The sequence below is a fragment of the Mesorhizobium sp. WSM4819 genome (assembly GCF_055811215.1).
This window is the reverse complement of record NZ_JBVVQO010000001.1, coordinates 319318-339823: the sequence shown is the minus strand read 5'-3', so window position 1 is coordinate 339823 and position 20506 is coordinate 319318. Positions and strand designations below refer to the sequence as shown.

At 62.1% G+C, this 20506-nt stretch carries 18 protein-coding genes and 1 pseudogene; 13 read left to right on the top strand and 6 right to left on the bottom strand.

Annotated features, from left to right (window positions below; genetic code table 11):
- Positions 1-320: 320 nt before the first annotated feature.
- Positions 321-2156, bottom strand: coding sequence for a class I poly(R)-hydroxyalkanoic acid synthase (phaC, locus tag AC0L18_RS01540; protein ID WP_473490336.1), 1836 nt, complete (start codon positions 2154-2156; stop codon positions 321-323).
- Between the two features lie 97 nt (positions 2157-2253).
- On the opposite strand from phaC, the gene AC0L18_RS01535 reads away from it, so the two are divergent.
- The 5 genes from AC0L18_RS01535 to recJ all read left to right on the top strand — a co-directional run bounded on the left by AC0L18_RS01535 (position 2254) and on the right by recJ (position 8291).
- Complete coding sequence (locus AC0L18_RS01535) at positions 2254-2646, top strand: hypothetical protein (protein WP_473490335.1); 393 nt, start codon at positions 2254-2256, stop codon at positions 2644-2646.
- Between the two features lie 93 nt (positions 2647-2739).
- Positions 2740-3957, top strand: coding sequence for an LL-diaminopimelate aminotransferase (locus AC0L18_RS01530; RefSeq protein WP_077383891.1), 1218 nt, complete (start codon positions 2740-2742; stop codon positions 3955-3957).
- A 47-nt stretch (positions 3958-4004) separates the two neighbouring features.
- Complete coding sequence (locus AC0L18_RS01525; RefSeq protein WP_473490334.1) at positions 4005-5318, top strand: homoserine dehydrogenase; 1314 nt, start codon at positions 4005-4007, stop codon at positions 5316-5318.
- Positions 5319-5460: 142 nt separating this feature from the next.
- Positions 5461-6444 (top strand): class II fructose-bisphosphatase, encoded by a 984-nt coding sequence (glpX, locus tag AC0L18_RS01520; RefSeq protein ID WP_023801039.1) that lies wholly within the window; start codon positions 5461-5463, stop codon positions 6442-6444.
- A 62-nt stretch (positions 6445-6506) separates the two neighbouring features.
- Positions 6507-8291, top strand: coding sequence for a single-stranded-DNA-specific exonuclease RecJ (gene recJ / locus AC0L18_RS01515; protein WP_473490333.1), 1785 nt, complete (start codon positions 6507-6509; stop codon positions 8289-8291).
- 45 nt (positions 8292-8336) lie between these two features.
- On the opposite strand, the gene AC0L18_RS01510 is transcribed toward recJ, so the two are convergent.
- The 3 genes from AC0L18_RS01510 to folE form a co-directional block, all read right to left on the bottom strand.
- Positions 8337-9305: a patatin family protein gene (locus AC0L18_RS01510; RefSeq protein ID WP_023801041.1), complete on the bottom strand. Its 969-nt coding sequence runs from the start codon at positions 9303-9305 to the stop codon at positions 8337-8339.
- An 84-nt stretch (positions 9306-9389) separates the two neighbouring features.
- Positions 9390-9860 (bottom strand): phosphoribosyl-AMP cyclohydrolase, encoded by a 471-nt coding sequence (gene hisI / locus AC0L18_RS01505; protein WP_473490332.1) that lies wholly within the window; start codon positions 9858-9860, stop codon positions 9390-9392.
- 138 nt (positions 9861-9998) lie between these two features.
- Positions 9999-10634, bottom strand: a complete 636-nt coding sequence (gene folE, locus AC0L18_RS01500) for a GTP cyclohydrolase I FolE (RefSeq protein ID WP_473490331.1) — start codon at positions 10632-10634, stop codon at positions 9999-10001.
- A 240-nt stretch (positions 10635-10874) separates the two neighbouring features.
- Here folE and AC0L18_RS01495 point away from each other — a divergent pair, with 240 nt between their 5' ends.
- The 6 genes and pseudogenes from AC0L18_RS01495 to AC0L18_RS01470 all read left to right on the top strand — a co-directional run bounded on the left by AC0L18_RS01495 (position 10875) and on the right by AC0L18_RS01470 (position 17267).
- Positions 10875-11321 (top strand): iron-sulfur cluster assembly scaffold protein, encoded by a 447-nt coding sequence (locus AC0L18_RS01495; protein ID WP_287303237.1) that lies wholly within the window; start codon positions 10875-10877, stop codon positions 11319-11321.
- Positions 11322-11328: 7 nt separating this feature from the next.
- The gene (gene yidD / locus AC0L18_RS01490) at positions 11329-11691 is read left to right on the top strand and encodes a membrane protein insertion efficiency factor YidD (protein WP_473490330.1); all 363 of its coding nucleotides are present in this window, start codon (positions 11329-11331) and stop codon (positions 11689-11691) included.
- 66 nt (positions 11692-11757) lie between these two features.
- A complete protein-coding gene (locus AC0L18_RS01485; protein WP_473490329.1) occupies positions 11758-13137 on the top strand; it encodes a tetratricopeptide repeat protein in 1380 nt (459 codons plus the stop codon).
- A 105-nt stretch (positions 13138-13242) separates the two neighbouring features.
- Complete coding sequence (gene blaOXA / locus AC0L18_RS01480) at positions 13243-14082, top strand: class D beta-lactamase (protein ID WP_473490328.1); 840 nt, start codon at positions 13243-13245, stop codon at positions 14080-14082.
- Positions 14083-14248: 166 nt separating this feature from the next.
- Positions 14249-16225 carry a threonine--tRNA ligase gene (gene thrS / locus AC0L18_RS01475; RefSeq protein WP_473490327.1) on the top strand — a complete coding sequence of 659 codons (1977 nt, stop codon included), beginning with the start codon at positions 14249-14251 and terminating at the stop codon, positions 16223-16225.
- 102 nt (positions 16226-16327) lie between these two features.
- Positions 16328-17267, top strand: a pseudogene (locus tag AC0L18_RS01470) (lysophospholipid acyltransferase family protein).
- Between the two features lie 49 nt (positions 17268-17316).
- Here the strand turns inward: AC0L18_RS01470 and AC0L18_RS01465 are convergent.
- Positions 17317-18282, bottom strand: a complete 966-nt coding sequence (locus tag AC0L18_RS01465) for a hypothetical protein (RefSeq protein ID WP_473490326.1) — start codon at positions 18280-18282, stop codon at positions 17317-17319.
- A gap of 155 nt (positions 18283-18437) precedes the next feature.
- Between AC0L18_RS01465 and AC0L18_RS01460 the strand changes: the two genes are divergently transcribed.
- Together AC0L18_RS01460 and AC0L18_RS01455 are read left to right on the top strand one after the other, a co-directional pair.
- The gene (locus AC0L18_RS01460; protein WP_473490325.1) at positions 18438-19022 is read left to right on the top strand and encodes a nitroreductase family protein; all 585 of its coding nucleotides are present in this window, start codon (positions 18438-18440) and stop codon (positions 19020-19022) included.
- On the top strand, positions 19023-19631 hold the full coding sequence (locus tag AC0L18_RS01455; RefSeq protein ID WP_473490324.1) for a flavin reductase family protein: 609 nt from the start codon (positions 19023-19025) through the stop codon (positions 19629-19631).
- A 55-nt stretch (positions 19632-19686) separates the two neighbouring features.
- On the opposite strand, the gene AC0L18_RS01450 is transcribed toward AC0L18_RS01455, so the two are convergent.
- Positions 19687-20301 (bottom strand): TetR/AcrR family transcriptional regulator, encoded by a 615-nt coding sequence (locus tag AC0L18_RS01450; protein WP_473490439.1) that lies wholly within the window; start codon positions 20299-20301, stop codon positions 19687-19689.
- Positions 20302-20506: the final 205 nt, after the last annotated feature.

Below are 20506 nucleotides of genomic sequence, written 5' to 3'. Positions count from 1 at the left end.
GGGTCGCCGGCCGAGGTGCAGGACGCCAGGAGCACGGAGAAAAGCGCGGCCGCAATGGCGCGGCTTTCTCCCTTCGCGAGGCGCGATCCTGCTGATTTCAAAACAAAATTCCCCCTCGATGTCCGGTCGGTACTTCATTGGCGGCACCGAAACGTCTCGCCGCAATAAACCCTTGTCCCCGAACGGAAACGAGACCTGTGTCAAATCCGCAAGCCCCAGAGTAATTCGACGGCTAGAGAAGAATCGGGAGTGCTTAAGGGTTGACGACACCATTTCGCCCTCTTTTACCGGCGCGTCAACTCACCACACATTACAGAAGGTTACACACGCACCTTGACATAGGTGCCCGGCGCATCGCCCAGGGTTTTCATGTGCTTGCCGGGTTTGCGGGCCGGCACGCGGGTGTCGTCCCTGGCCTCGATCCAGCGTTGCCAGTGCGACCACCAGGAGCCGGGATGGTTGGTGGCCTTGGCGAGCCACTCGTTGAAGTCGCCGGTTGGCTTGCCGCCGGTCCAGAAGTGATATTTCTGCGCCGCCGGCGGATTGACGACGCCGGCGATGTGGCCGGAGCCGGCCAGGACGTAGTCGACCTCGCCCCCGAAATATTTCGAACCGAGGAACACCGAAAGCGCCGGCGCGATATGGTCTTCCTTGGAGGCGAGGTTGTAGACCGGGATGGTGACATCCTTCAGCGATACGACGTGGCCCGCCAGTTCCATCTCGCCTTGCGAAAGTCTGTTCTCGAGATAGCAATTGCGCAGGTAGAAGGAGTGGTTGGCTGCGGCCATGCGGGTCGAATCGGCGTTCCAGTAGAGCAGGTCGAAGGGCAGGGGATCCTTGCCGCGCATGTAGTTGTTGACGACATAGGGCCAGATCAGGTCGCCCGAGCGCAGCATGTTGAAGGCGGTCGCCATCTTGGTGCCGTCGAGATAGCCTTTCTCGTTCATCGCCTTTTCGACGGCCGCGACCTGCTCCTCGTCGACGAACACTTTCAGGTCGCCGGCATGGGTGAAATCGACCTGCGTGGTGAAGAAGGTGGCCGATTTGATGCGGTGGTCGCCCTCCTGCGCCAAAAGCGCCAGGGCGGCTGCCAGCAACGTGCCGCCGACGCAATAGCCGACGGCGTTGACGTCCTGTTCGCCGGTGGCCTTTTCGATCGTGTCCAGGCCGTATTGCAGGCCCTCTCTGATATAGGCCTCCCAGCTCTTGGTGCCGTGCCGCTCGTCCGGGTTGATCCAGGAGATGACGAAGACGGTGTGGCCCTGCTCGACCGCCCAGCGGATGAAGGATTTTTGCGGGTTGAGATCGAGAATGTAGAATTTGTTGATCCATGGCGGGCAGATCAGCAGCGGCCGCTTGAGCACGGTCTCGGTCGCCGGATCATATTGCAGGATCTCGGCGACGTCGCTGCGGCCCACCACCTTGCCGGGTGTCGTGGCCAGGTTCTTGCCGATCTCGAAGGACGAATAGTCGGCCTGCCTCAGTTTCAGGTCGCCCTTGCCGGCGGCGATGTCCTCGGCCAGCATCTTCATGCCGCGCACCAGGTTTTCGCCATTCGAAGCGATGGTCTCGCGAAACAGTTCCGGGTTGGTCAGGATGAAATTCGACGGCGAGATGGCGTTGGACACCTGCTTGACGTAAAAACCAGCCTTGTGGCGGGTGTGCTCGTCCAGGCCATCGGCGTGCTCGACCAGGTCGTTCGCCCAGCGCGAGGTGACGAGATAGGCCTGTTTGAGGAAATCGAAAAAGGCATTGCGGCCCCATTCCGGGTCCTGGAAACGCTTGTCGCCGGGCTCGGGCTTGAACGCGCCTTCGGCGTCTTCGCCGCCGTCGCTGAGGCGCTGGATGGAGTTGGCCCAGACGGTCATGTAGCCGGAAAACAGCCGCGTTTGCGCCTCCAGCGCGCGCTGCGGATCGGAAAGCCAGTATTCGCTGAGCTTGGAGAAGGTTTTCACCATATCGACGACCGGCTCGGCGACATGATCGCGCACGTCGCCTTTCTCGCGCGGCTCGGCCCATGCGGAAGCCGCCTTGCCGGCCTGCTCGATCATGCGCGCCATGTTCAAGGCGAAGCGCTCCGGATCCTTGACCAGATATTGCTCGACGGTCGAAGGCCGGTCATCTTCCGCTTTGCCCGAATCGGGTGTTTTGGACATGGTTCGCGGGGTTCCTCCCGAAGCGTTTTCTTGACATAGTATCATGGCACATCCAACAGGGTCCAACGCGCTCTATCTTGGCTGCCCGGGAAACAATATGACGACTGGTACTGGCAAGACTGTTTTTTCTGGCACTGGTCGTTTTTGCCACATGGGCGCGGCGGTCGTCTTTTTGGCGATCGCCGGCTGTTCGAGCACCAACATCGAGGGCGCCACGCCTGTCGCGGCTACCGACGGGCCGAAGAACACCGGCACCTATCCGAACCTGAATATCTCGCCGCAGGCGGCGGCGGAGCAATTCACCGAGGCGGAAAAGAACGCCAAGCTCGCCCAGTTGAAGGCGGAGGCACAGGCGCAGGGCTCAAAGGGCGGCGCGGTCAAGGTCGCGAACCCGGCGGCGCTGAACACATTGGCGAAGCAGCATGGCGCCGATGCGCTGAAGCAGATCGAAGCCAAATGCGATCCCGCCCTCGACCCTACCTGCAAATAGGATTATATCGCGCGACCGACAAGCACCACCGACGGGCACCTTTGCCAAAAACCACTTTGACCGTCTGGAATTGAACCCACCACTGGAAACGACATGGAAGAATTTCACAAGGTCCGCCGGCTTCCGCCCTACGTCTTCGAGCAGGTCAACCGGCTGAAGGCCAGTGCCCGCTCGCGCGGCGCCGACATCATCGACCTTGGCATGGGCAATCCGGACCTGCCGACGCCCAAGGCCATCGTCGACAAATTGTGCGAGGTCGTGCGCGACCCGCGCACGCACCGCTATTCATCGTCGCGCGGCATTCCGGGCCTGCGCCGCGCCCAGGCCAATTACTATGCCCGCCGTTTCGGCGTGAAACTCGACCCGGACACGCAAGTGGTGGCGACGCTGGGCTCGAAGGAGGGCTTCGCCAATATGGCGCAGGCGATCACCGCGCCCGGCGACGTGATCCTGTGCCCAAATCCGACCTATCCGATCCACGCTTTCGGCTTCATCATGTCTGGCGGCGTCATCCGCTCGTTGCAGGTGGAACCGGACGACGGCTTCATTCCGGCGCTGGAGCGCGGCATCCGCCATTCGATCCCGAAGCCGCTGGCGTTGATCCTCAATTATCCGTCGAACCCGACGGCGCAGGTCGCCTCGCTCGATTTCTACAAGGAGGTGGTGGCCTTCGCCAAGAAGAACGACATCATCATCCTGTCTGACCTTGCCTATTCGGAAATCTATTTCGACGGCAATCCGCCGCCCTCGGTGCTGCAGGTGCCGGGCGCGATCGACGTGGCGGTCGAGTTCACCTCGATGTCGAAGACCTTTTCGATGCCCGGCTGGCGCATGGGTTTTGCCGTCGGCAACGAGCGGCTGATCTCGGCGCTGACGCGGGTGAAATCCTATCTCGACTACGGCGCCTTCACGCCGATCCAGGTGGCTGCCGCGCACGCGCTCAACGGCGACGGCGCCGATATCGCGGAAGTGCGCGACATCTACCACAAGCGCCGCGACGTCATGGTCGACGCCTTCAGCCGCGCCGGCTGGGTCGTCCCGGCGCCGGCGGCGTCGATGTTCGCCTGGGCGCCGATCCCGGAGCCGTTCAAGCATCTCGGCTCGCTCGAATTCTCCAAGCTTCTGATCGAGCACGCCGACGTGGCGGTGGCGCCGGGCGTCGGCTTCGGCGAGCATGGCGACGATCATGTGCGCATCGCGCTGGTCGAGAACGAGCACCGGATCCGGCAGGCGGCGCGCAACATCAAGCGCTTCCTGGCGTCCAGCGCCAAACAGCCCAACAATGTGGTGCCGCTCGCCGCGCATCGTTGAGTTGCCACAGATCACATCGACCAAATTCTTGAGGGGCGTCGCCGGACATGGCTGAAGCGTTGCGTGTTGGAATCGCCGGTCTCGGCACTGTCGGCGCTTCGGTGGCGCGCGTGCTGCGCGACAAGGCGGCGGAACTGACTCGGCAATGCGGCCGCGAGGTCGTCGTGTCGGCCGTTTCGGCCCGCGATCCCAAACGCGACCGCGGCGTCGATCTCGGCGCGGCCAAGTGGTTCGACGATCCGGTAAGAATGGCGCAGACCGCCGAGATCGATGTTTTCGTCGAACTGATCGGCGGCGACGAAGGGCCGTCGCATTCATCGGTGAAAGCGGCGCTTGAAGCCGGCCGCCACGTCGTCACCGCCAACAAGGCGCTGCTCGCCAAACATGGCGTGGCGCTGGCCGAGACCGCCGAGAAGAAGGGCGTGCTGCTCAATTACGAGGCGGCGGTGGCGGGCGGCATTCCGGTCATCAAGACGATGCGCGAGGCGATGGCCGGCAATTCGGTGACCCGCGTCTTCGGCATCCTCAACGGCACCTGCAACTACATCCTGACCCGCATGGAAGCCGAGGGCCTGTCGTTCGACGACTGCCTGAAAGATGCGCAGCGGCTGGGCTATGCCGAGGCCGACCCGACCTTCGACATCGAGGGCCACGATACCGCGCACAAGCTGTCGATCCTGACCAGCCTTGCCTTCGGCACGAGGATTGCCGCCAACGACATCTATATGGAAGGCATTTCCAACATCAGCCAGGCCGACATCCGCGCGGCCGGCGATCTCGGCTACCGGATAAAGCTGCTCGGCGTCGCCCAGCGCACGGAAAGCGGTATCGAACAGCGCGTGCACCCGACCATGGTGCCGACGGCCTCGGTCATCGCGCAGGTGCACGGCGTCACCAATGCGGTGGCCATCGAAACCGATATCCTTGGCGAGCTTTTGCTCTCCGGTCCCGGTGCCGGCGGCAACGCCACCGCATCGGCGGTGGTCGGCGACATTGCCGACATCGCTAAGAGCCGGCCCGGCTTCCAGCACGGTCCGGTGTTCGGCCTGCCGGCGAAGGAATTGCGGCCGTACAAGAAGGCGCAGATGCGCAGCCATGCGGGCGGCTATTTCATCCGGCTGACCGTGCATGACCGCATCGGGGTCTTTGCCGCCATCGCCAAGCGCATGGCCGACAACGAGATTTCGCTGGAATCGATCGTGCAGCACGCCGCCGGGCCGGATACCGCCTTGCAGAAGACAGTGATTCTCGTCACCCACGAGACGACGGAAGCGGCGGTCCGCAAGGCCGTCGACGGCATCACCAGGGACGACCATCTGACCGACAAGCCGCAGGTCATCCGCATCGAGCGGGCGGAATAGGCGTATCGCTTTTCTCCTTCAATCGATTGATCTCGTTGTGTTTTCAAAAAAGACCCGCAGAGGTCTTGCTGTTGTCATGGAGCTTTGACACAACCGGCGCGCCTCTGGCGGGAGGCAATGTGCCAACGAGGATTGTCCACCGATGAACGTTGCCCAGAACATCGTCGCCGGCCTTGACCGGATACTCACAATGGAACTGGTGCGTGTCACCGAACGCGCCGCCGTTGCGGCAGCCAGATTGCGCGGACGCGGCGACGAAAAGGCCGCCGACCAGGTCGCGGTCGACGCGATGCGCGAAGAGCTCAACCGCCTCGCCATCAACGGCACGGTGGTGATCGGCGAAGGCGAGCGCGACGAGGCGCCGATGCTCTATATCGGCGAAGAGGTCGGTTCCGGCAAAGGCCCGGCGGTCGATATTGCGCTCGATCCGCTCGAAGGCACGACGATCTGCGCCAAGAACCTGCCCAACGCACTGGCGGTCATCGCCATTGCGGAAAAGGGCAGCCTTCTGTTCGCGCCCGACGTCTATATGGACAAGATCGCCATTGGCCCGGGTTATGCGGACGGCGTCATCGACATCGATGCCGCGCCGGCCGAAAACATCGCCAGCCTGGCCAGGGCCAAGGGCGTGGCGGTGTCGGAGATCACCGCCTGCATCCTCGACCGGCCGCGCCATGGCGCGCTGATCGAGGCGGTGCGCGCCACGGGCGCTGCGATCCGGCTGATCGGCGATGGTGACGTCGCCGGCGTCATCCATACCACCGATCCGGACGAAACCGGCATCGACATCTATCTCGGCACCGGCGGCGCGCCGGAGGGTGTGCTGGCGGCGGCAGCGTTGCGTTGCACCGGCGGCCAGATGCAGGGAAGGCTGATCCTCGACACGCCGCAAAAGCTGGCGCGCGCGGCGAAGATGGGCATCCTCGACCCGAAGCGGGTCTACCGCGCGCAAGACATGGCGCGCGGCGACGTGCTGTTCGCGGCAACCGGCGTGACCGACGGCAACATGCTGGCCGGCGTCAAGTTCGGCCGCAATTTTATCACCACGCATACGATCGTGCTGCGCTCGTCGTCGCGCACCGTGCGCGAGATCAAGGCCAGGCACCAGGATCTGGAAAAGTTTTGATTCCCGACTCGGGTTTGCCGTCGCATATTGTGAGAAATGACAATCCGCAGACGGCGCGTCGCATGACGGGCGAAAACCGTATCTTCCTCGATGTCAGGCAGTCGGCATCAGGTGTTTCCTGGGAGCACCGGTTGACCGAGCGGCAGGACATGACCGCGCTTGCCATAGCGCAAGGCTATGGCGTGCCGGACATCGTTGCGCGCGTGCTTGCCGGGCGCGGTGTTGCCGCCGAGCAGACCGAGCGGTTCCTTGATCCGACCATCCGCGACCTTTTGCCGGACCCGGCGTCGCTGACCGACATGGAAAAGGCCGCCGCCCGCATCGCCGGGGCAGTCGTTGCCAGGGAAAAGGTGGCGATCTTCGGCGACTACGATGTCGATGGCGGGGCCTCGTCGGCGCTGCTCAAGCGGTTCCTCACGCATTTCTCGGTGCCTGCGGAGATCTACATACCGGACCGTATCTTCGAAGGGTACGGCCCCAATCCGGAAGCGATGCGCGAACTCGTCTCGCGCGGCGCGACGCTGATCGTCACCGTCGATTGCGGCACCAACAGCGCCGTCTCCGTCGACGCGGCGAACGCTGCCGGCGCCGATGTCGTGGTGCTCGATCATCACCAGCTCGGCGGTCCGCTGCCGGCAGCGGTTGCGGTCGTTAATCCCAATCGAGAGGACGACCTTTCGGGGCAGGGCCATCTTTGTGCCGCTGGCGTCGTCTTCCTGGCGCTGGTGCAGACGGCGAGGATCCTGCGCGGCCGGTTGCCCGATGCCGCACCGCCGGACCTGCTCGGTTTGCTCGACCTCGTTGCGCTGGCCACCGTTTGCGACGTGGTGCCGCTGACCGGCGTCAACCGCGCCTTCGTGGTCAAGGGACTGCAGATCGCACGCCAGCAGAGGAACGAAGGATTGGCGGCGTTGGCGCGGGTCTCGCGCATCGGCGAGCCGGTCAGCACGTTTCATCTGGCCTATCTGATCGGCCCGCGCATCAATGCCGGTGGGCGCATCGGCGACGCAGCACTCGGCAGCCGCCTGCTCGCCACCGACGATCCCGTCGAGGCCCGCACCATCGCCGAGACGCTGGATCGGCTCAATCAGGAGCGGCAGCAGATGGAACTGGAAATGCTGGCCGCGGCGCGCGTCGAGGCCGATGCCGAGCTTGCCGGCGGCAATGGCCCGGCCATCGTCGTCACCGCCAGCTCCAACTGGCATCCGGGCATCGTCGGCCTGCTGGCCTCGCGGCTCAAGGACCATGCGCGCCGGCCGGCTTTCGCCATCGCCTTCAACGCCAATGGTGTCGGCACCGGGTCCGGCCGTTCGGTGTCGGGCTTCGATCTTGGCCGGCTGGTGCGCGAGGCGGCCATTGCCGGGCTGATCGTCAAGGGCGGCGGCCATGGCATGGCGGCCGGCATCACGGTGGAGCGGGTGAAACTTGGCGCGCTCAGGGCCTTCTTCGAGGAACGAGCGGCGGCCGAGGTGTTCCGGCTGCAAGGCGAGGAAAGCCTGGCGATCGACGGCGCGCTGGCCGCCGAAGGCGCGACGCTTGGCCTGCTCGATGCACTGGAGAAAGCCGGCCCGTTCGGCGCCGGGCATGTCGCACCGGTCTTCGCGCTGCCGCGCCATCGCCTTGCCGATGCGAGGCCGGTCGGCACCAATCACATCCGCGCCGAGTTGCAGTCGGAAAGCGGCGGCCGCATCCAGGCGATCGCGTTTCGCGCCGTCGATACGGCGCTCGGCGAATTCCTGTTCAAGAACAGGGGCAAGCCGGTGCATGTCGCCGGTTCGCTGTCGGGCAATCACTGGAACGGCAACCGCACGGTGCAGTTCCGCATCGTCGATGCCGCTCGCGCCTGAGGACAGCTTCCGTTTTCTGCGCGGACCTTCAGTTCGGGTCGCGCTTCAGGCGAGAACCGCCTGCAGGCGGGCCAACTCGTCGATCTGCGCCATCGTCACCTGATAGCCGATGCGGATCGCCTCGTCGGCGCGATGGAATTCGGTCAGGCCGATGTGGCTGAGTTTTGGCTGCAGCGACATATCGGGCGGGTCGCCGGCAAGTCGCGCCCGCGAAATGCGATCCTGGATGATGTTGAAGGCTTCGACCATAACCCCGGTGATGCCGAGCCGTGTCTGGTACTGGTGCCCTGTGTCGATCAGGCCGGGCCTTGGCGCGTCCTTCTCGACGACCAGTTCGCCGGCGCTGTGCTTGATGACGGCGGCGCGGCCGAACAGATCGTAGTGAAGGTTCACCGCGACCACGAGCGGCTGCTCGTAGGCGCGGCAGACCGAGACCGGGACCGGATTGACCAGCGCACCGTCGACCAGCACGCGACCGTTGCAACTGACCGGTTCGAATACGCCGGGCAGGGCATAGGAGGCGCGCATGGCGGTGATCAGCGAGCCGCCCGACAGCCAGATTTCATGGCCGGTGCGGATCTCCGTGGTGACGCAGACGAAAGGTTTTGGCAGATCCTCGAAACGGATGCCGGCCATGTGCTCGCGCAGCCGTGCATCGAGCTTCATGCCGCCGAACAGTCCGCTGCCGCGCAGGTTGAGATCGAGAAGACCAAAAATGCGTCGCTTGGTCAGGCTTCTGGCGAATTCTTCCAGCTCATCCAGCTTGCCGGCAAGATAGCAGCCGCCGACCAGCGCGCCGATCGAGGTGCCGGCGATCATCGACACTTCGATGCCGGCTTCGTCGAGCGCGCGCAGCACGCCGATATGGGCCCAGCCACGCGCGCAGCCGCCGCCCAGCGCCAGCGAAATGCCTGTTTTCCTGGCGGGGCTCTTTTCGGATGCACCGGCGGAGGATGACAGGCCATTGGCCTCCCGAACGTCTGGTCTGTTATGCAATGACGCCCATTCGAGCATCACAATCTCCCTTGTCCCGCGGCTAAATTATCGGCAGGCCGTATCGAAATCATGAATATACGTGATTGCAGTTCGGCGAATGGTTCAAATGGATGGTTCATGAGGCTTTCGATACGTTTCTTGCGCATCGAACAGCGGCTTGCTGCCATCGTTGGCAAGCATCCCCTTGCCGTCGATCAGTCCCACCGTCCGATAAAAGCATGAACGCCGGCCGGTGTGGCAGGTTGCGTCGTGGCCCATCACTTTGACGCGCAGCCATATTGCGTCCTGGTCACAATCCGTGAGCATCTCGACGATTTTCTGGACATTCCCGGATGTTTCGCCCTTCTTCCACAGAGCGCTGCGCGAGCGCGACCAGTAGTGGGCGATGCCAGTTTCCAGCGTCAGCGCCAGCGCCTCGGCGTTCATATGCGCGACCATCAGCAGCATGCCGTCTTCGGCATCGGTGACGACGACGGTGACCAGGCCGCCGGCATCGAAGCGCGGCGAAAAGACCGTGCTTTCTTCCAGTGCTTTCTTGTCTGATGGAGCTTTCGGAAATTCCACTGCCGACATCGCCGGTCCTTGTTCAGAGCCTCGCCGAGCACGATCGGATCGGAACGGGCGAGGCTCTGTCTTGTTGTTTGGCCATGATCTGATCCGAGAACCGGTTCTCATTTCTCGCGACCACGGCTGGCGGCCGGCGAGGCTCGTTCAGCCCCTGCCGCCGCGCACCATGGTGACGAAACGGACCTGTTCCTCGGGCGTGTCCTTGAAGACGCCAGTGAAGGTCGAGGTCAGCGTCGTCGAGCCTTCCTTGCGGATGCCGCGCATGGCCATGCACATATGCTCGGCTTCGAGCATGACGGCGACGCCGCGCGGATTGAGCACATCCTGGATGACGCCGGCGATCTGTGCGGTCATCGCTTCCTGGGTCTGCAGGCGCTGGGCAAAGATATCGACGACGCGGGCGATCTTGGACAGGCCGACGACCTTGCCGTCCGGCAGATAGCCGACATGCGCCTTGCCGATGATCGGCACCATGTGGTGCTCGCAATGCGAATGGAACGTTATATCCTTGACGAGAACAAGATCGTCATAGCCGGCGACCTCCTCGAAGGTGCGGCCGAGTTCTTCGGCCGGGCATTTGTCGTAACCGCCGAACATTTCGCGATAGGCCTTCACCACACGCTTTGGCGTATCGACCAGGCCCTCCCGGTCCGGATTGTCGCCGGTCCAGCGCAACAGCGTGCGAACCGCGGCCTCGGCTTCGGCTTCGGTCGGTCGATCGGTGACCGGCTTTTCCATATAGACGGAAGGGGGCATGAATTTCTTGATGACGGCATCCATAAAGGCGTCTCCCGTAGTTCCCCTCTCAGGAGGAACGAGTTGAACGGACCACGACCTTTCGGGTGTTAGAAACGTGCCCTGTTTCCAGCCCGTAAGCGGCGTGAAGTGATTTGAGCAGGGACGCGGTCGTTGGTTGCCTTGTCCATACCCGAGTACCAGCATTATATATGATCGTTGCGAGCGAAAGGAAGACCGTCAGCGGCAATCGCTGTTCGCTTGGCGGCGACGGATTGGAAAAATATGATCGACGACGTCTACAATGCGAAAATTCTGGGATTTGCCGGGAATATCGCGCGGATCGGCCGGCTCGACCATCCCGATGCAACCGCGCGCGCGCATTCCAAGCTGTGCGGCTCGACGGTGACCGTCGATCTGAAGATGGACGACGGCGTCGTCACCGATTTCGCCCATGACGTCAAAGCCTGCGCGCTTGGCCAGGCGTCGTCCTCGATCATGGCGCAGCATGTCGTCGGCGCCAGCGCGGATGAGTTGCGCAGCGTTCGCGAGACGATGCTGAAGATGCTGAAGGAAAACGGCGCACCGCCGCAAGGCCGCTTCGCCGATCTCAGATATCTCGAGCCGGTGCGTGACTACAAGGCGCGCCATGCCTCGACCATGCTGACCTTCGATGCGGTGGTCGACGCGATCGGCCAGATCGAGAAGAAGCGCGCCGAACAGGCGGCGTAGCCGTCAAATGGCGACGGATCACACGCATCAGAGGCGGCGATATACACGCAACTGGCCGGGCCCTTGGCGCAAGACGCCCGGCCGAATCCTCGGCACCTCACTCGTGCGCTTCTACCAGCTGACGCTGTCCGGCTTTGTGGGCAATTCCTGCCGGCATTTGCCGACCTGTTCCGAATACGCGCACGAAGCGATCGCCCGCCATGGGCTATGGGCCGGCGGCTGGATGGGGTTTTTCCGCGTGCTGCGCTGCGGGCCGGGAGGAACGCATGGCATCGACCGTGTCCCGGAGGTGCTGGCCGAGCGCTATGTCTGGTTCACGCCCTGGCGGTACTGGCGGATCGGGAAAAAGGATCCGGCCGCAAACGGCTGAGCTTCCCGTATCAATTCAGCGGTGTTACCGTTCACCGGGCGAAGATGGTGGTGGTTGGGGAAATTAATGCTGAAGAGATCTTGGTCAGCTGCTTGCTTGGTGCTGTCCTTGTCTATTTCAGCCTGGGCCGACGATGCACGTGACGCCTACGAAAAAGGTGATTTTGCCACAGCATTGGAGCTGTTTCAGCCGCGTGCCGACAAGGGAGACCCTGAGGCTGAATTTCACATCGGTCGAATGTATCACTTCGGCCAAGGCGCAATAAAGAAAGACCTGAAAAAAGCCGCCGAATGGTACAGCAAATCGGCTGCTCAGAGGTTCGCTCGGGCGCATAATAACCTGGCTGTGCTTTACGTGCAAGGTGACGGAGTTTCTAAGGATGTTGCCAAGGCAATAGAACTATACCGCAAGGCCGCCGACCAAGGTTTCGCTCCTGCTCAAACTAATTTGGCGAACGCTTTTCGTAGTGGTCAGGGTGTGCCGCAGGATTATGGAAAGGCGACAGAGTTGTATCGCAAGGCCGCCGACCAAGGGTTCGCTCCTGCTCAAACCGGTTTGGCTATCCTTTTTTACAATGGTCAGGGTGTACCGCAGGATTATGGAAAGGCGGCAGAGTTGTATCGCAAAGCCGCCGACCAAGGGTTCGCTCCTGCTCAAACTAATTTGGCTATCCTTTTTTACAATGGTCAGGGTGTGCCGCAGGATGATGGAAAGGCAGTTGAACTGTATCGCAAAGCTGCCGATCAAGGCTTTGCGAACGCTGAGGTGGCACTGGGCGAAATGCTTGAACGATGGCTGGGAGTGGCCAAAGATCCTTCGCAGGCAGCCATTTGGTACCGTAGGGCCGCGGATCAGGGACTCGCGGATGCACAAACTCGGTTAGGCGCAATGCTCTTGGTTGGTAGGGGCATTCCTAAAAATGATGTAGAGTCGGTAGCCTGGTTTCGTAAAGCCGCCGACCAAGGTTATGCCAACGCACAAAGCTATTTAGGTGCAGCCTATGACTTCGGTTACGGTCTGCGGGAAGACTACCACCAAGCTGCTATCTGGTACCGCAAGGCGGCTGAACAGGGAAATGCGCCAGCCATAACAAGTTTGGCTTCTATGTATCAGAGGGGCCGCGGGCTGCTAAAGAATGAAGAAGAGGCTGCGAGGCTGTATCGACAAGCGGCCGAACAAGGTTTCGCACCTGCACAGAACGGGCTCGGAGAAATGCTTCGAGATGGCCGCGGCGTAAAGCAAGACTATACTGAATCTGTTGTCTGGTTTCGTAAAGCCGCTGCGCAAAATCAAATGAGCGGAATTCACAATTTAGGACTTGCGTATGCATATGGCCTGGGCGTGGCCAGAAATGTTAGCGAGGGTGAGTCCTGGCTGCGAAAGGCCGCTAAGATGGGCTATGCACCGGCACCCAAGGCGCTAGAGAAATTACGTCAATTGCAATGACTATTTACGATTTGCAAACCTTAACCGCACGTTGCGCATTTAAGACAAAATCGAGACAAGACGCCTCGCTAAGCCGCTCCTGATAGCCATCAGGAGAGATTGCCAATGCGCCAGATAGACCGCCGTCCATTCGTTTTCGCAGTGGTTATCTACCTTCTGGCCTGGCTTTTTGGTTTTCCGATCCGCGCACAATCGGCGCCGCTGGGAAAGGTCGAATGCACGCTGATCCTGGATGCCGCAAGCGGTGAAACGCTGTATCGGGACGGGGTCTGCGACCAGCGCTTCAGTCCCGCCTCGACTTTCAAGGTCCCCTTGGCCCTGATCGGCTATGACGCGGGAATCCTGAGCGACGAGCACACGCCGGTTTGGGACTACAAGCCCGAGTTCAAGGCGGCAAAGCGGGATCAGAAAACCGTCGACCCGACGATCTGGGAAAAAGACTCGGTGATATGGTTTTCGCAGGAAATCACCCGCCGGCTCGGCAACGAGCGGTTTGCCGGCTATGTCTCGAAATTCGACTACGGCAACACCGATGTTGCCGGCAATGCCGGCAAGAATGATGGCCTCACCCGGTCCTGGGTGAATTCTTCGCTTGAGATATCGCCGGTCGAACAGGTGAATTTCATGCGCCGGCTGCTTGCCGGCGAACTGCCGGTTTCCGACAAGGCCCACGCGATGACCAAAGCGATCTTGCCGACCTTCCGGTCAGGTGGCTGGACGGTGCAGGGCAAGACCGGGACCACCAGGCTTGGCGACAGCGCCGACAAGTCCTCGCTTGGCTGGCGCTCGCTTGGCTGGTTTGTCGGCTGGGCGAACAAGGATACGCGCAACATCGTCTTTGCCCGCCTGGTAATCGATACGAAACGTTCCGATACGCCGAAGGGGCCTCAGGCGCGGGCGATGTTCCTGAAAGAGCTGCCGAATCTCATCAACAACAGCAAGTGATCGGCCATTCGCCTTTACGGCACGAAAATCTGCCCATAAAAGACTGCCGCCGGACGCATCCGGCTTTTTACTTTATGCATGTCGTCGGCCAAAAACCGCTGCACACTTTTGGGCGACATGCATTTCACCACCCGCGCTCGTTTGCGGGACTGGATAGGAGAATTTTATGCTGAATTCCGTTTCCCTGACATTTCCCGATGGCTCCGTCCGCGACTACGAAGCGGCGATGACCGGCGCCGGCCTGGCGGAATCGATCTCGAAGTCGCTGGCCAGGAAGGCGGTCGCCTACTCGATTGATGGCGTGGTGCGCGATCTTTCTGACCCGCTCGGCAAGTCCGGCAAGGTCGAGATCATCACCCGCGAAGACCCGCGCGCACTGGAGCTCATCCGACATGACGCAGCGCACGTGCTGGCCGAAGCCGTGCAGGAATTGTGGCCGGGCACGCAGGTGACCATCGGCCCGGTGATCGAGAACGGGTTCTACTATGATTTTGCCCGCAACGAGCCGTTCACGCCCGACGATTTCCCGGTGATCGAGAAGAAGATGCGCGAGATCATCGCGCGTAACAAGCCGTTCACCAAAGAGGTCTGGTCGCGCGAGAAGGCGAAGAAGATCTTTGCCGACAAGGGCGAGCGCTACAAGCTGGAACTGATCGACGCCGTTCCCGAAGATCAGGAGCTCAAGATCTATGCGCAGGGCGATTGGTTCGACCTCTGCCGCGGCCCGCATATGGTCTCGACCGGACAGATCGGCAGCGCCTTCAAGCTGATGAAGGTGGCCGGCGCCTATTGGCGCGGCGATTCGAACAACCCGATGCTGACCCGCATTTATGGCACGGCCTGGGCCGATCAGGCGCAGCTCGATGCCTATCAGACCATGCTGGAGGAAGCCGAAAAGCGCGACCACAGGAAGCTCGGCCGCGAGATGGACCTATTCCATTTCCAGGAGGAGGGGCCGGGCGTCGTCTTTTGGCATGCCAAGGGCTGGAGACTGTTCCAGAACCTGGTCAACTACATGCGCCGCCGCCTCGACGAGCAGGGCTATCAGGAAGTCAACGCGCCGCAAGTGCTCGACAAGAGTCTGTGGGAGACGTCAGGTCACTGGGGCTGGTACCGGGACAATATGTTCAAGGTGACGGTTGCCGGCGACGACACCGACGACGACCGGATGTTTGCACTGAAGCCGATGAACTGCCCCGGCCACGTCCAGATCTTCAAGCACGGGCTGAAGTCCTACCGCGATCTGCCGGTAAAACTTGCGGAATTCGGCAATGTGCATCGCTATGAGCCGTCCGGCGCGCTGCATGGGCTGATGCGCGTGCGCGGCTTTACCCAGGACGATGCCCACATCTTCTGCACCGAGGAACAGCTCGCCGACGAGTGCATCAAGATCAACGACCTGATCCTGTCGACCTATGCCGATTTCGGCTTCGACGAAATCACCGTCAAGCTGGCGACGCGTCCCGAAAAACGGGTCGGCACCGACGCTATGTGGGATCATGCCGAGGGCGTGCTGCAGGACGTGCTCGACAAGATCGCAGCGCGGTCGGGCAACCGGATCAAGACCGGCGTCAATCCGGGCGAGGGCACGTTCTACGGGCCAAAATTCGAATATGTGCTGAAGGACGCCATCGGCCGCGATTGGCAATGCGGGACCACGCAGGTCGATTTCAACCTGCCGGAACGGTTCGGCGCCTTCTACATCGGCTCGGATTCGGAAAAAAAGCAGCCGGTGATGGTGCATCGCGCCATCTGCGGTTCGATGGAGCGCTTCCTCGGCATCCTGATCGAGAACTATTCCGGCCATTTCCCGCTGTGGTTCGCGCCGCTGCAAGTGGTGGTTGCAACTATCACCTCCGATGCCGACGACTACGCGCAAAAAGTCGTCGCGCAACTGAAGGCGGCCGGACTGTTGACGGAAGCCGATCTTCGCAACGAGAAGATCAACTACAAGGTCCGCGAGCACAGCCTGGCCAAGGTTCCGGTCATCCTCGTCTGCGGCAAGCGCGAGGCGGAGGAAGAGACGGTCAACATCCGTCGGCTCGGCTCGCGCGACCAGGAGTCGCTCGGCCTTGGCCAGGCGGTGGCGATGCTTGCCGAAGAAGCGGTGACGCCCGACCGCAGGCGCAAACGAGTGGCCTGAGTTCAGCCGGATTGTCGACGAAATGGCGGTGGAGCGATCCACCGCCATTTTCAGATACCCGCCAATTCATTCGCTTGTCACGCCAGCCTAGTAACGAGCCTCATGCTCAAGCTGAAGATGCGCGAAAGACCGTTTCCGGAGCTCTCCTATGCCAGCTCGCATCAGCCGGCATTGACGCGCTGGTTCATCCACTCCATCGAAGGCCTGTCCGGCCGCGATCGCTTCGCGGCGCTCTATGACTTTTGGCGCCGCCATGTGGCGCCGAGCGGCGAGCGCGTGTTCAGCCGCATGCTGGAGCTGATCGATGTCAGGGTGCGGACCACCGGCCAATGGCCGCCGGAAAAATTGCCTGACACGCCGCTGGTGATCGTCGCCAACCACCCGTTCGGCATCGGCGACGGCATTGCGGTGCTGTCGCTGGCCGAGCAGCTTCAGCGCCCGTTCCGTGTCATGATCCACAAGGATCTGCTCAAGATCCGCGAGATGGAGGCCCTATTCGCTGCCGATCGACTTTTCCGAGACCAAGGACGCGCTCAGGAACAACATGGCGGTGCGCCATGAGGCGGTGCGGCTGCTGAAAGACGGCGTCATCATCGTTGTCTTCCCCGCGGGCGGCGTCGCCACCGCGCCGAAAGGTTTTGGCCGGGCGCGCGACCTGCCGTGGAAGATGTTTCCGGCCCGTCTCGTTAGGGATGCCAAGGCGTCGGTTGTCCCAATGCACTTTTCCGGCCAGAACGGGCGGCTGTTCCACCTGGTCAGCGGACCCATGAACCTGGCCGAGCGTGACGGGCGCGTGGCGAAGTTCGTCGGCAGGGCTTCGCTGACGCTGCGTACTTCGCTGCTCATCCACGAATTCGGTCGGCTGTCCGGCAAATCGATCGATGTGCGCGTCGGCGACGTACTGGGATGGGACGAACTGGAGCCGGTGCGCGACCGCAAGGCTTTGCTCGAGCGGCTATACGGGGCTGTCTTCGATCTGGCTCCGGCCGAACCCCGCGGCCGCGGCCAGTTTTTGCCGCGACGCATGCGTAACGCGGCCTGATCGGCAAATCACACGCTGCTGGACCGGTTCCCGCACAGGGTTCGGATGTCTAGTCCGCGCCTTCCTGGGGATCGATCGCCGAGGCCTCCGTGGCCAAAACCTGGATTTCCTTGTTCTGCCCGGCCACGACCGTAAAATCTTTCTGGTAGATGCGGTCGCGGTTCTTGGCGATGATGGTGTAATCGCCCTCGGCAAGCACCATCGAAGCAAAGGCGCCGACGGTTTCCTGGATGGGGTCGCCGGATTCGTTGAGCAACGACCAGGAGGTGTCGGCGATCGCCTCACCGCCCGGCTCGCGCACCAGCTTCATGGTGATCTCCGCCGCACGATGCTCGACGGCCGCTTCGGTCAGCTTGCCGGCCTCGACGCGGATGTCTGAGCGGATGACCGCATTCACCGAGCCATAAGTCGAGACGACGTGATAGACGCCCGCGTTCAGCCGCACGACGCTGTTCGGCTCGACGTCGGGTATGATCAGGGCGCGATCGTGATTGGCCTCGGCCTGACCTTCATAGATCGAAAAGCGCAATTTCTTCGGCGGTATGCGCACCCCGCCTGACAGCACGGCGTCGAGCTTGAGTCCGCCGGCATCGAGCACGAGGCTTTCGCGCTTGGCGTCTTTGCCGACGGTGATGCGCTTGGTGGCTCCGGCCCGGCCGTAAGAGGCGTGGACCAGATAGCTGCCGGGCTCGAGCTGGAACACCGCGCTGCCGCCATGGGCGGAAGCGACCATCGGCAGCTTGCCGTCGCCGGTGGCGTCAGGCTTGAAGACGCGCCAGACGATGCCGCGTGTGATGTCGGCGCCCTTGTCGGTCAATTGCGCCGACAGCGTGATCGCCCCGCTGCTCGCCGCTGCCAGCGGTGCATCGCTTTTCGGGGGCGCATAGTTCGACATTCCGGGAAGTTTCAGATCACCGAGGCCGTCCGCATCCTGCGCGACGGCAAGCGACACCGGCACCATCAACAGTGCGGCTGCGAGCCAGATCGGGAAAAGTCGCAATGTCCCCTCAAACATGGCTTGCGTTGAAGCCCAAGGCGGTGGCAATTTCAAGGCTTAAGAGTCTGATCAGCTTCTGCTAGAGGCTCTTTGTCGGCGCGCCGCGCCAATGCCCGAGCCGCCCGATGCCCCGATGGTGCGCTTCAGCTTAAATTCCAAGGAGTCTTGCGCCCATGGCGTCGCCGATCATCGACTTTCTGATGACCCGAAATTCCGCGCCGATCCCGGAGTTGAAGGAACCGGCGCCCAGCGACGCTGACATCGCGACGATGATTGCAGCCGCCTCGCGGGTGCCGGACCACGGCCGGCTCGAGCCCTGGCGCTTCATCCTCTACCGGGGCGAGGCGCGCGTCGAGATCGGCAAGAAGCTGGCAGCCCTTGCCGCACAGCGCGAAGGGCCGCTGCCGGATGGCCGCCATAACCAGGAACTGGCGCGTTTTTCGCGCGCGCCGCTGGTGATCGGCGTGGTGTCGAGCCCGAAGGAGAACCCAAAAATCCCGCAATGGGAGATGTTCCTGTCCGGCGGCATGGCGGCGATGAACCTGATGCTATCCGCCAATGCGCTGGGCTATGGCACCAACATGATCAGCAACTGGTATTCCGACGTGCCGGAGGGCAGGGCGATCCTGGGGCTGGCGCCGCATGAGCGGGTGGTCGGCTTCATCCATATCGGCACCTACCAAGGGCCGGCGCCGGAGCGGCCGCGGCCGGATCCGGCAAAACTCTATGCCGATTATGCAGGGCCATGGGTGGGCTGAATGTTCTACGAGCCGGCAAAGGGGCATGGGCTGCCGCATGATCCGTCCAAGGCGATCGTGGCGCCACGGCCGATCGGCTGGATCTCGACGGTGAACAAGGCCGGCGAGGTCAACCTCGCCCCCTATTCGTTCTTCAATGCGTTTTCGACGCGGCCCTTCATCGTCTGGTTTTCGTCCGAAGGCGAGAAGGACAGCGCCACCTTCGCCGAAGAAACGGGCGAGTTCGTCGCCAATCTCGTCAGCCGCGATCTCGCTGAAAAAATGGTCCGCACCGCAGTCGATGCGCCGCGCGGCGTCACCGAATTCGACTATGCCGATCTCGCCATGGCGCCGTCGCGGCTGGTTGCGCCACCCCGCGTGGCGGCGGCGCCCGCGGCGCTTGAATGCCGGGTGACGGAGATCATGCGTCCAAAGGCGCTGGACGGGACACCGACCGGCGCCATCGTCGTCGCCGGCGAAGTCGTCGGCGTGCATATCGACGATGCCTTCCTGAAAGACGGCATCTTCGATATCGTCAGCGCGGGCAATGTCGGCCGTCTCGGCTATATGGATTATGCCAGCGTCAGCGAGATCTTCTCGATGCGCCGGCCTCATTGGGGAAAGGATTAGAACCTGATCTCCGATGGATCGGGTGGAACTCCAACCTTTGGCCAGGACGCATGCGTCAACGATTGCTTCTCTCGATCATAGCAACGATCGTCTCGTGAAGTTCGTCCTGCGCCTGTTGAGCGGTGATTTCTCCCGTCGCGGCAGCATTGGACAAGGTGTCGGCCGCGCCCAGCATTGCCCAAAAACCGGCCTGCATAACCCCCCTTGGCCCGATAAACGGGGCCAACGCCGTACGGCACCTCTCGATAAAATCCAGTTGGTAATCCCGCTTGACGGTCTCCAGTTCGGGCGAGCCTGCCAGCGCGGCCAGCACGCCGGGGATCTCACGGCCCTGGGCCAGCACGCATTCGACGTAGGACGATGCGATGACAGAAGCTTTCTCCTCCAAACCCGGAGCGCTTCCTTCAAGGGCGGCGTCGATCAGCGCCGTCTGGCGCGCGTCGAAATCCTGATAGAGGGCGGTCAGCAAACCGTTGCGCGTCCGGAAATGGTCATAGACCACCGGCTTGGCGACACCGGCCTGTTCGGCCAGGCGCGGCAGCGTCAACGCGTCGGTGCCTTCTTCGCGAACCAGCCACCTTGCCACCTCAAGGAGCTGGCTTAGCCGCTGCTCGCGACTGAGACGAACGCGTTTCTCCGTGGCTTGGCTTTTGTTCGGTATGCTTGACATGCCTATATACCAAAGGTAACTTACCTTAAGTATATAGAGTTCACTCTTCGATCGCAACCATCCGCCAGCCTTGGCTCCGGCGGCCGAAGCGGGCCCCCGTAGCGGGGCGCCCCCAGAGGAATTTTTTTGAGTTTTAAAGCAAATTCAAAATTGAGACCGACCGCACCCAGGGCAAGGTTTTGGCGCAAGTGAGTGTTTTCCCAGG

Bases quoted from the DNA above. Each gene is read 5' to 3' on its own strand.
- phaC (WP_473490336.1), bottom strand. From the start codon at position 2,156: ATGTCCAAAACACCCGATTCGGGCAAAGCGGAAGATGACCGGCCTTCG.
- AC0L18_RS01535 (WP_473490335.1), top strand. From the start codon at position 2,254: ATGACGACTGGTACTGGCAAGACTGTTTTTTCTGGCACTGGTCGTTTT.
- AC0L18_RS01530 (WP_077383891.1), top strand. From the start codon at position 2,740: ATGGAAGAATTTCACAAGGTCCGCCGGCTTCCGCCCTACGTCTTCGAG.
- AC0L18_RS01525 (WP_473490334.1), top strand. From the start codon at position 4,005: ATGGCTGAAGCGTTGCGTGTTGGAATCGCCGGTCTCGGCACTGTCGGC.
- glpX (WP_023801039.1), top strand. From the start codon at position 5,461: ATGAACGTTGCCCAGAACATCGTCGCCGGCCTTGACCGGATACTCACA.
- recJ (WP_473490333.1), top strand. From the start codon at position 6,507: ATGACGGGCGAAAACCGTATCTTCCTCGATGTCAGGCAGTCGGCATCA.
- AC0L18_RS01510 (WP_023801041.1), bottom strand. From the start codon at position 9,305: ATGCTCGAATGGGCGTCATTGCATAACAGACCAGACGTTCGGGAGGCC.
- hisI (WP_473490332.1), bottom strand. From the start codon at position 9,860: ATGTCGGCAGTGGAATTTCCGAAAGCTCCATCAGACAAGAAAGCACTG.
- folE (WP_473490331.1), bottom strand. From the start codon at position 10,634: ATGGATGCCGTCATCAAGAAATTCATGCCCCCTTCCGTCTATATGGAA.
- AC0L18_RS01495 (WP_287303237.1), top strand. From the start codon at position 10,875: ATGATCGACGACGTCTACAATGCGAAAATTCTGGGATTTGCCGGGAAT.
- yidD (WP_473490330.1), top strand. From the start codon at position 11,329: ATGGCGACGGATCACACGCATCAGAGGCGGCGATATACACGCAACTGG.
- AC0L18_RS01485 (WP_473490329.1), top strand. From the start codon at position 11,758: ATGCTGAAGAGATCTTGGTCAGCTGCTTGCTTGGTGCTGTCCTTGTCT.
- blaOXA (WP_473490328.1), top strand. From the start codon at position 13,243: ATGCGCCAGATAGACCGCCGTCCATTCGTTTTCGCAGTGGTTATCTAC.
- thrS (WP_473490327.1), top strand. From the start codon at position 14,249: ATGCTGAATTCCGTTTCCCTGACATTTCCCGATGGCTCCGTCCGCGAC.
- AC0L18_RS01465 (WP_473490326.1), bottom strand. From the start codon at position 18,282: ATGTTTGAGGGGACATTGCGACTTTTCCCGATCTGGCTCGCAGCCGCA.
- AC0L18_RS01460 (WP_473490325.1), top strand. From the start codon at position 18,438: ATGGCGTCGCCGATCATCGACTTTCTGATGACCCGAAATTCCGCGCCG.
- AC0L18_RS01455 (WP_473490324.1), top strand. From the start codon at position 19,023: ATGTTCTACGAGCCGGCAAAGGGGCATGGGCTGCCGCATGATCCGTCC.
- AC0L18_RS01450 (WP_473490439.1), bottom strand. From the start codon at position 20,301: ATGTCAAGCATACCGAACAAAAGCCAAGCCACGGAGAAACGCGTTCGT.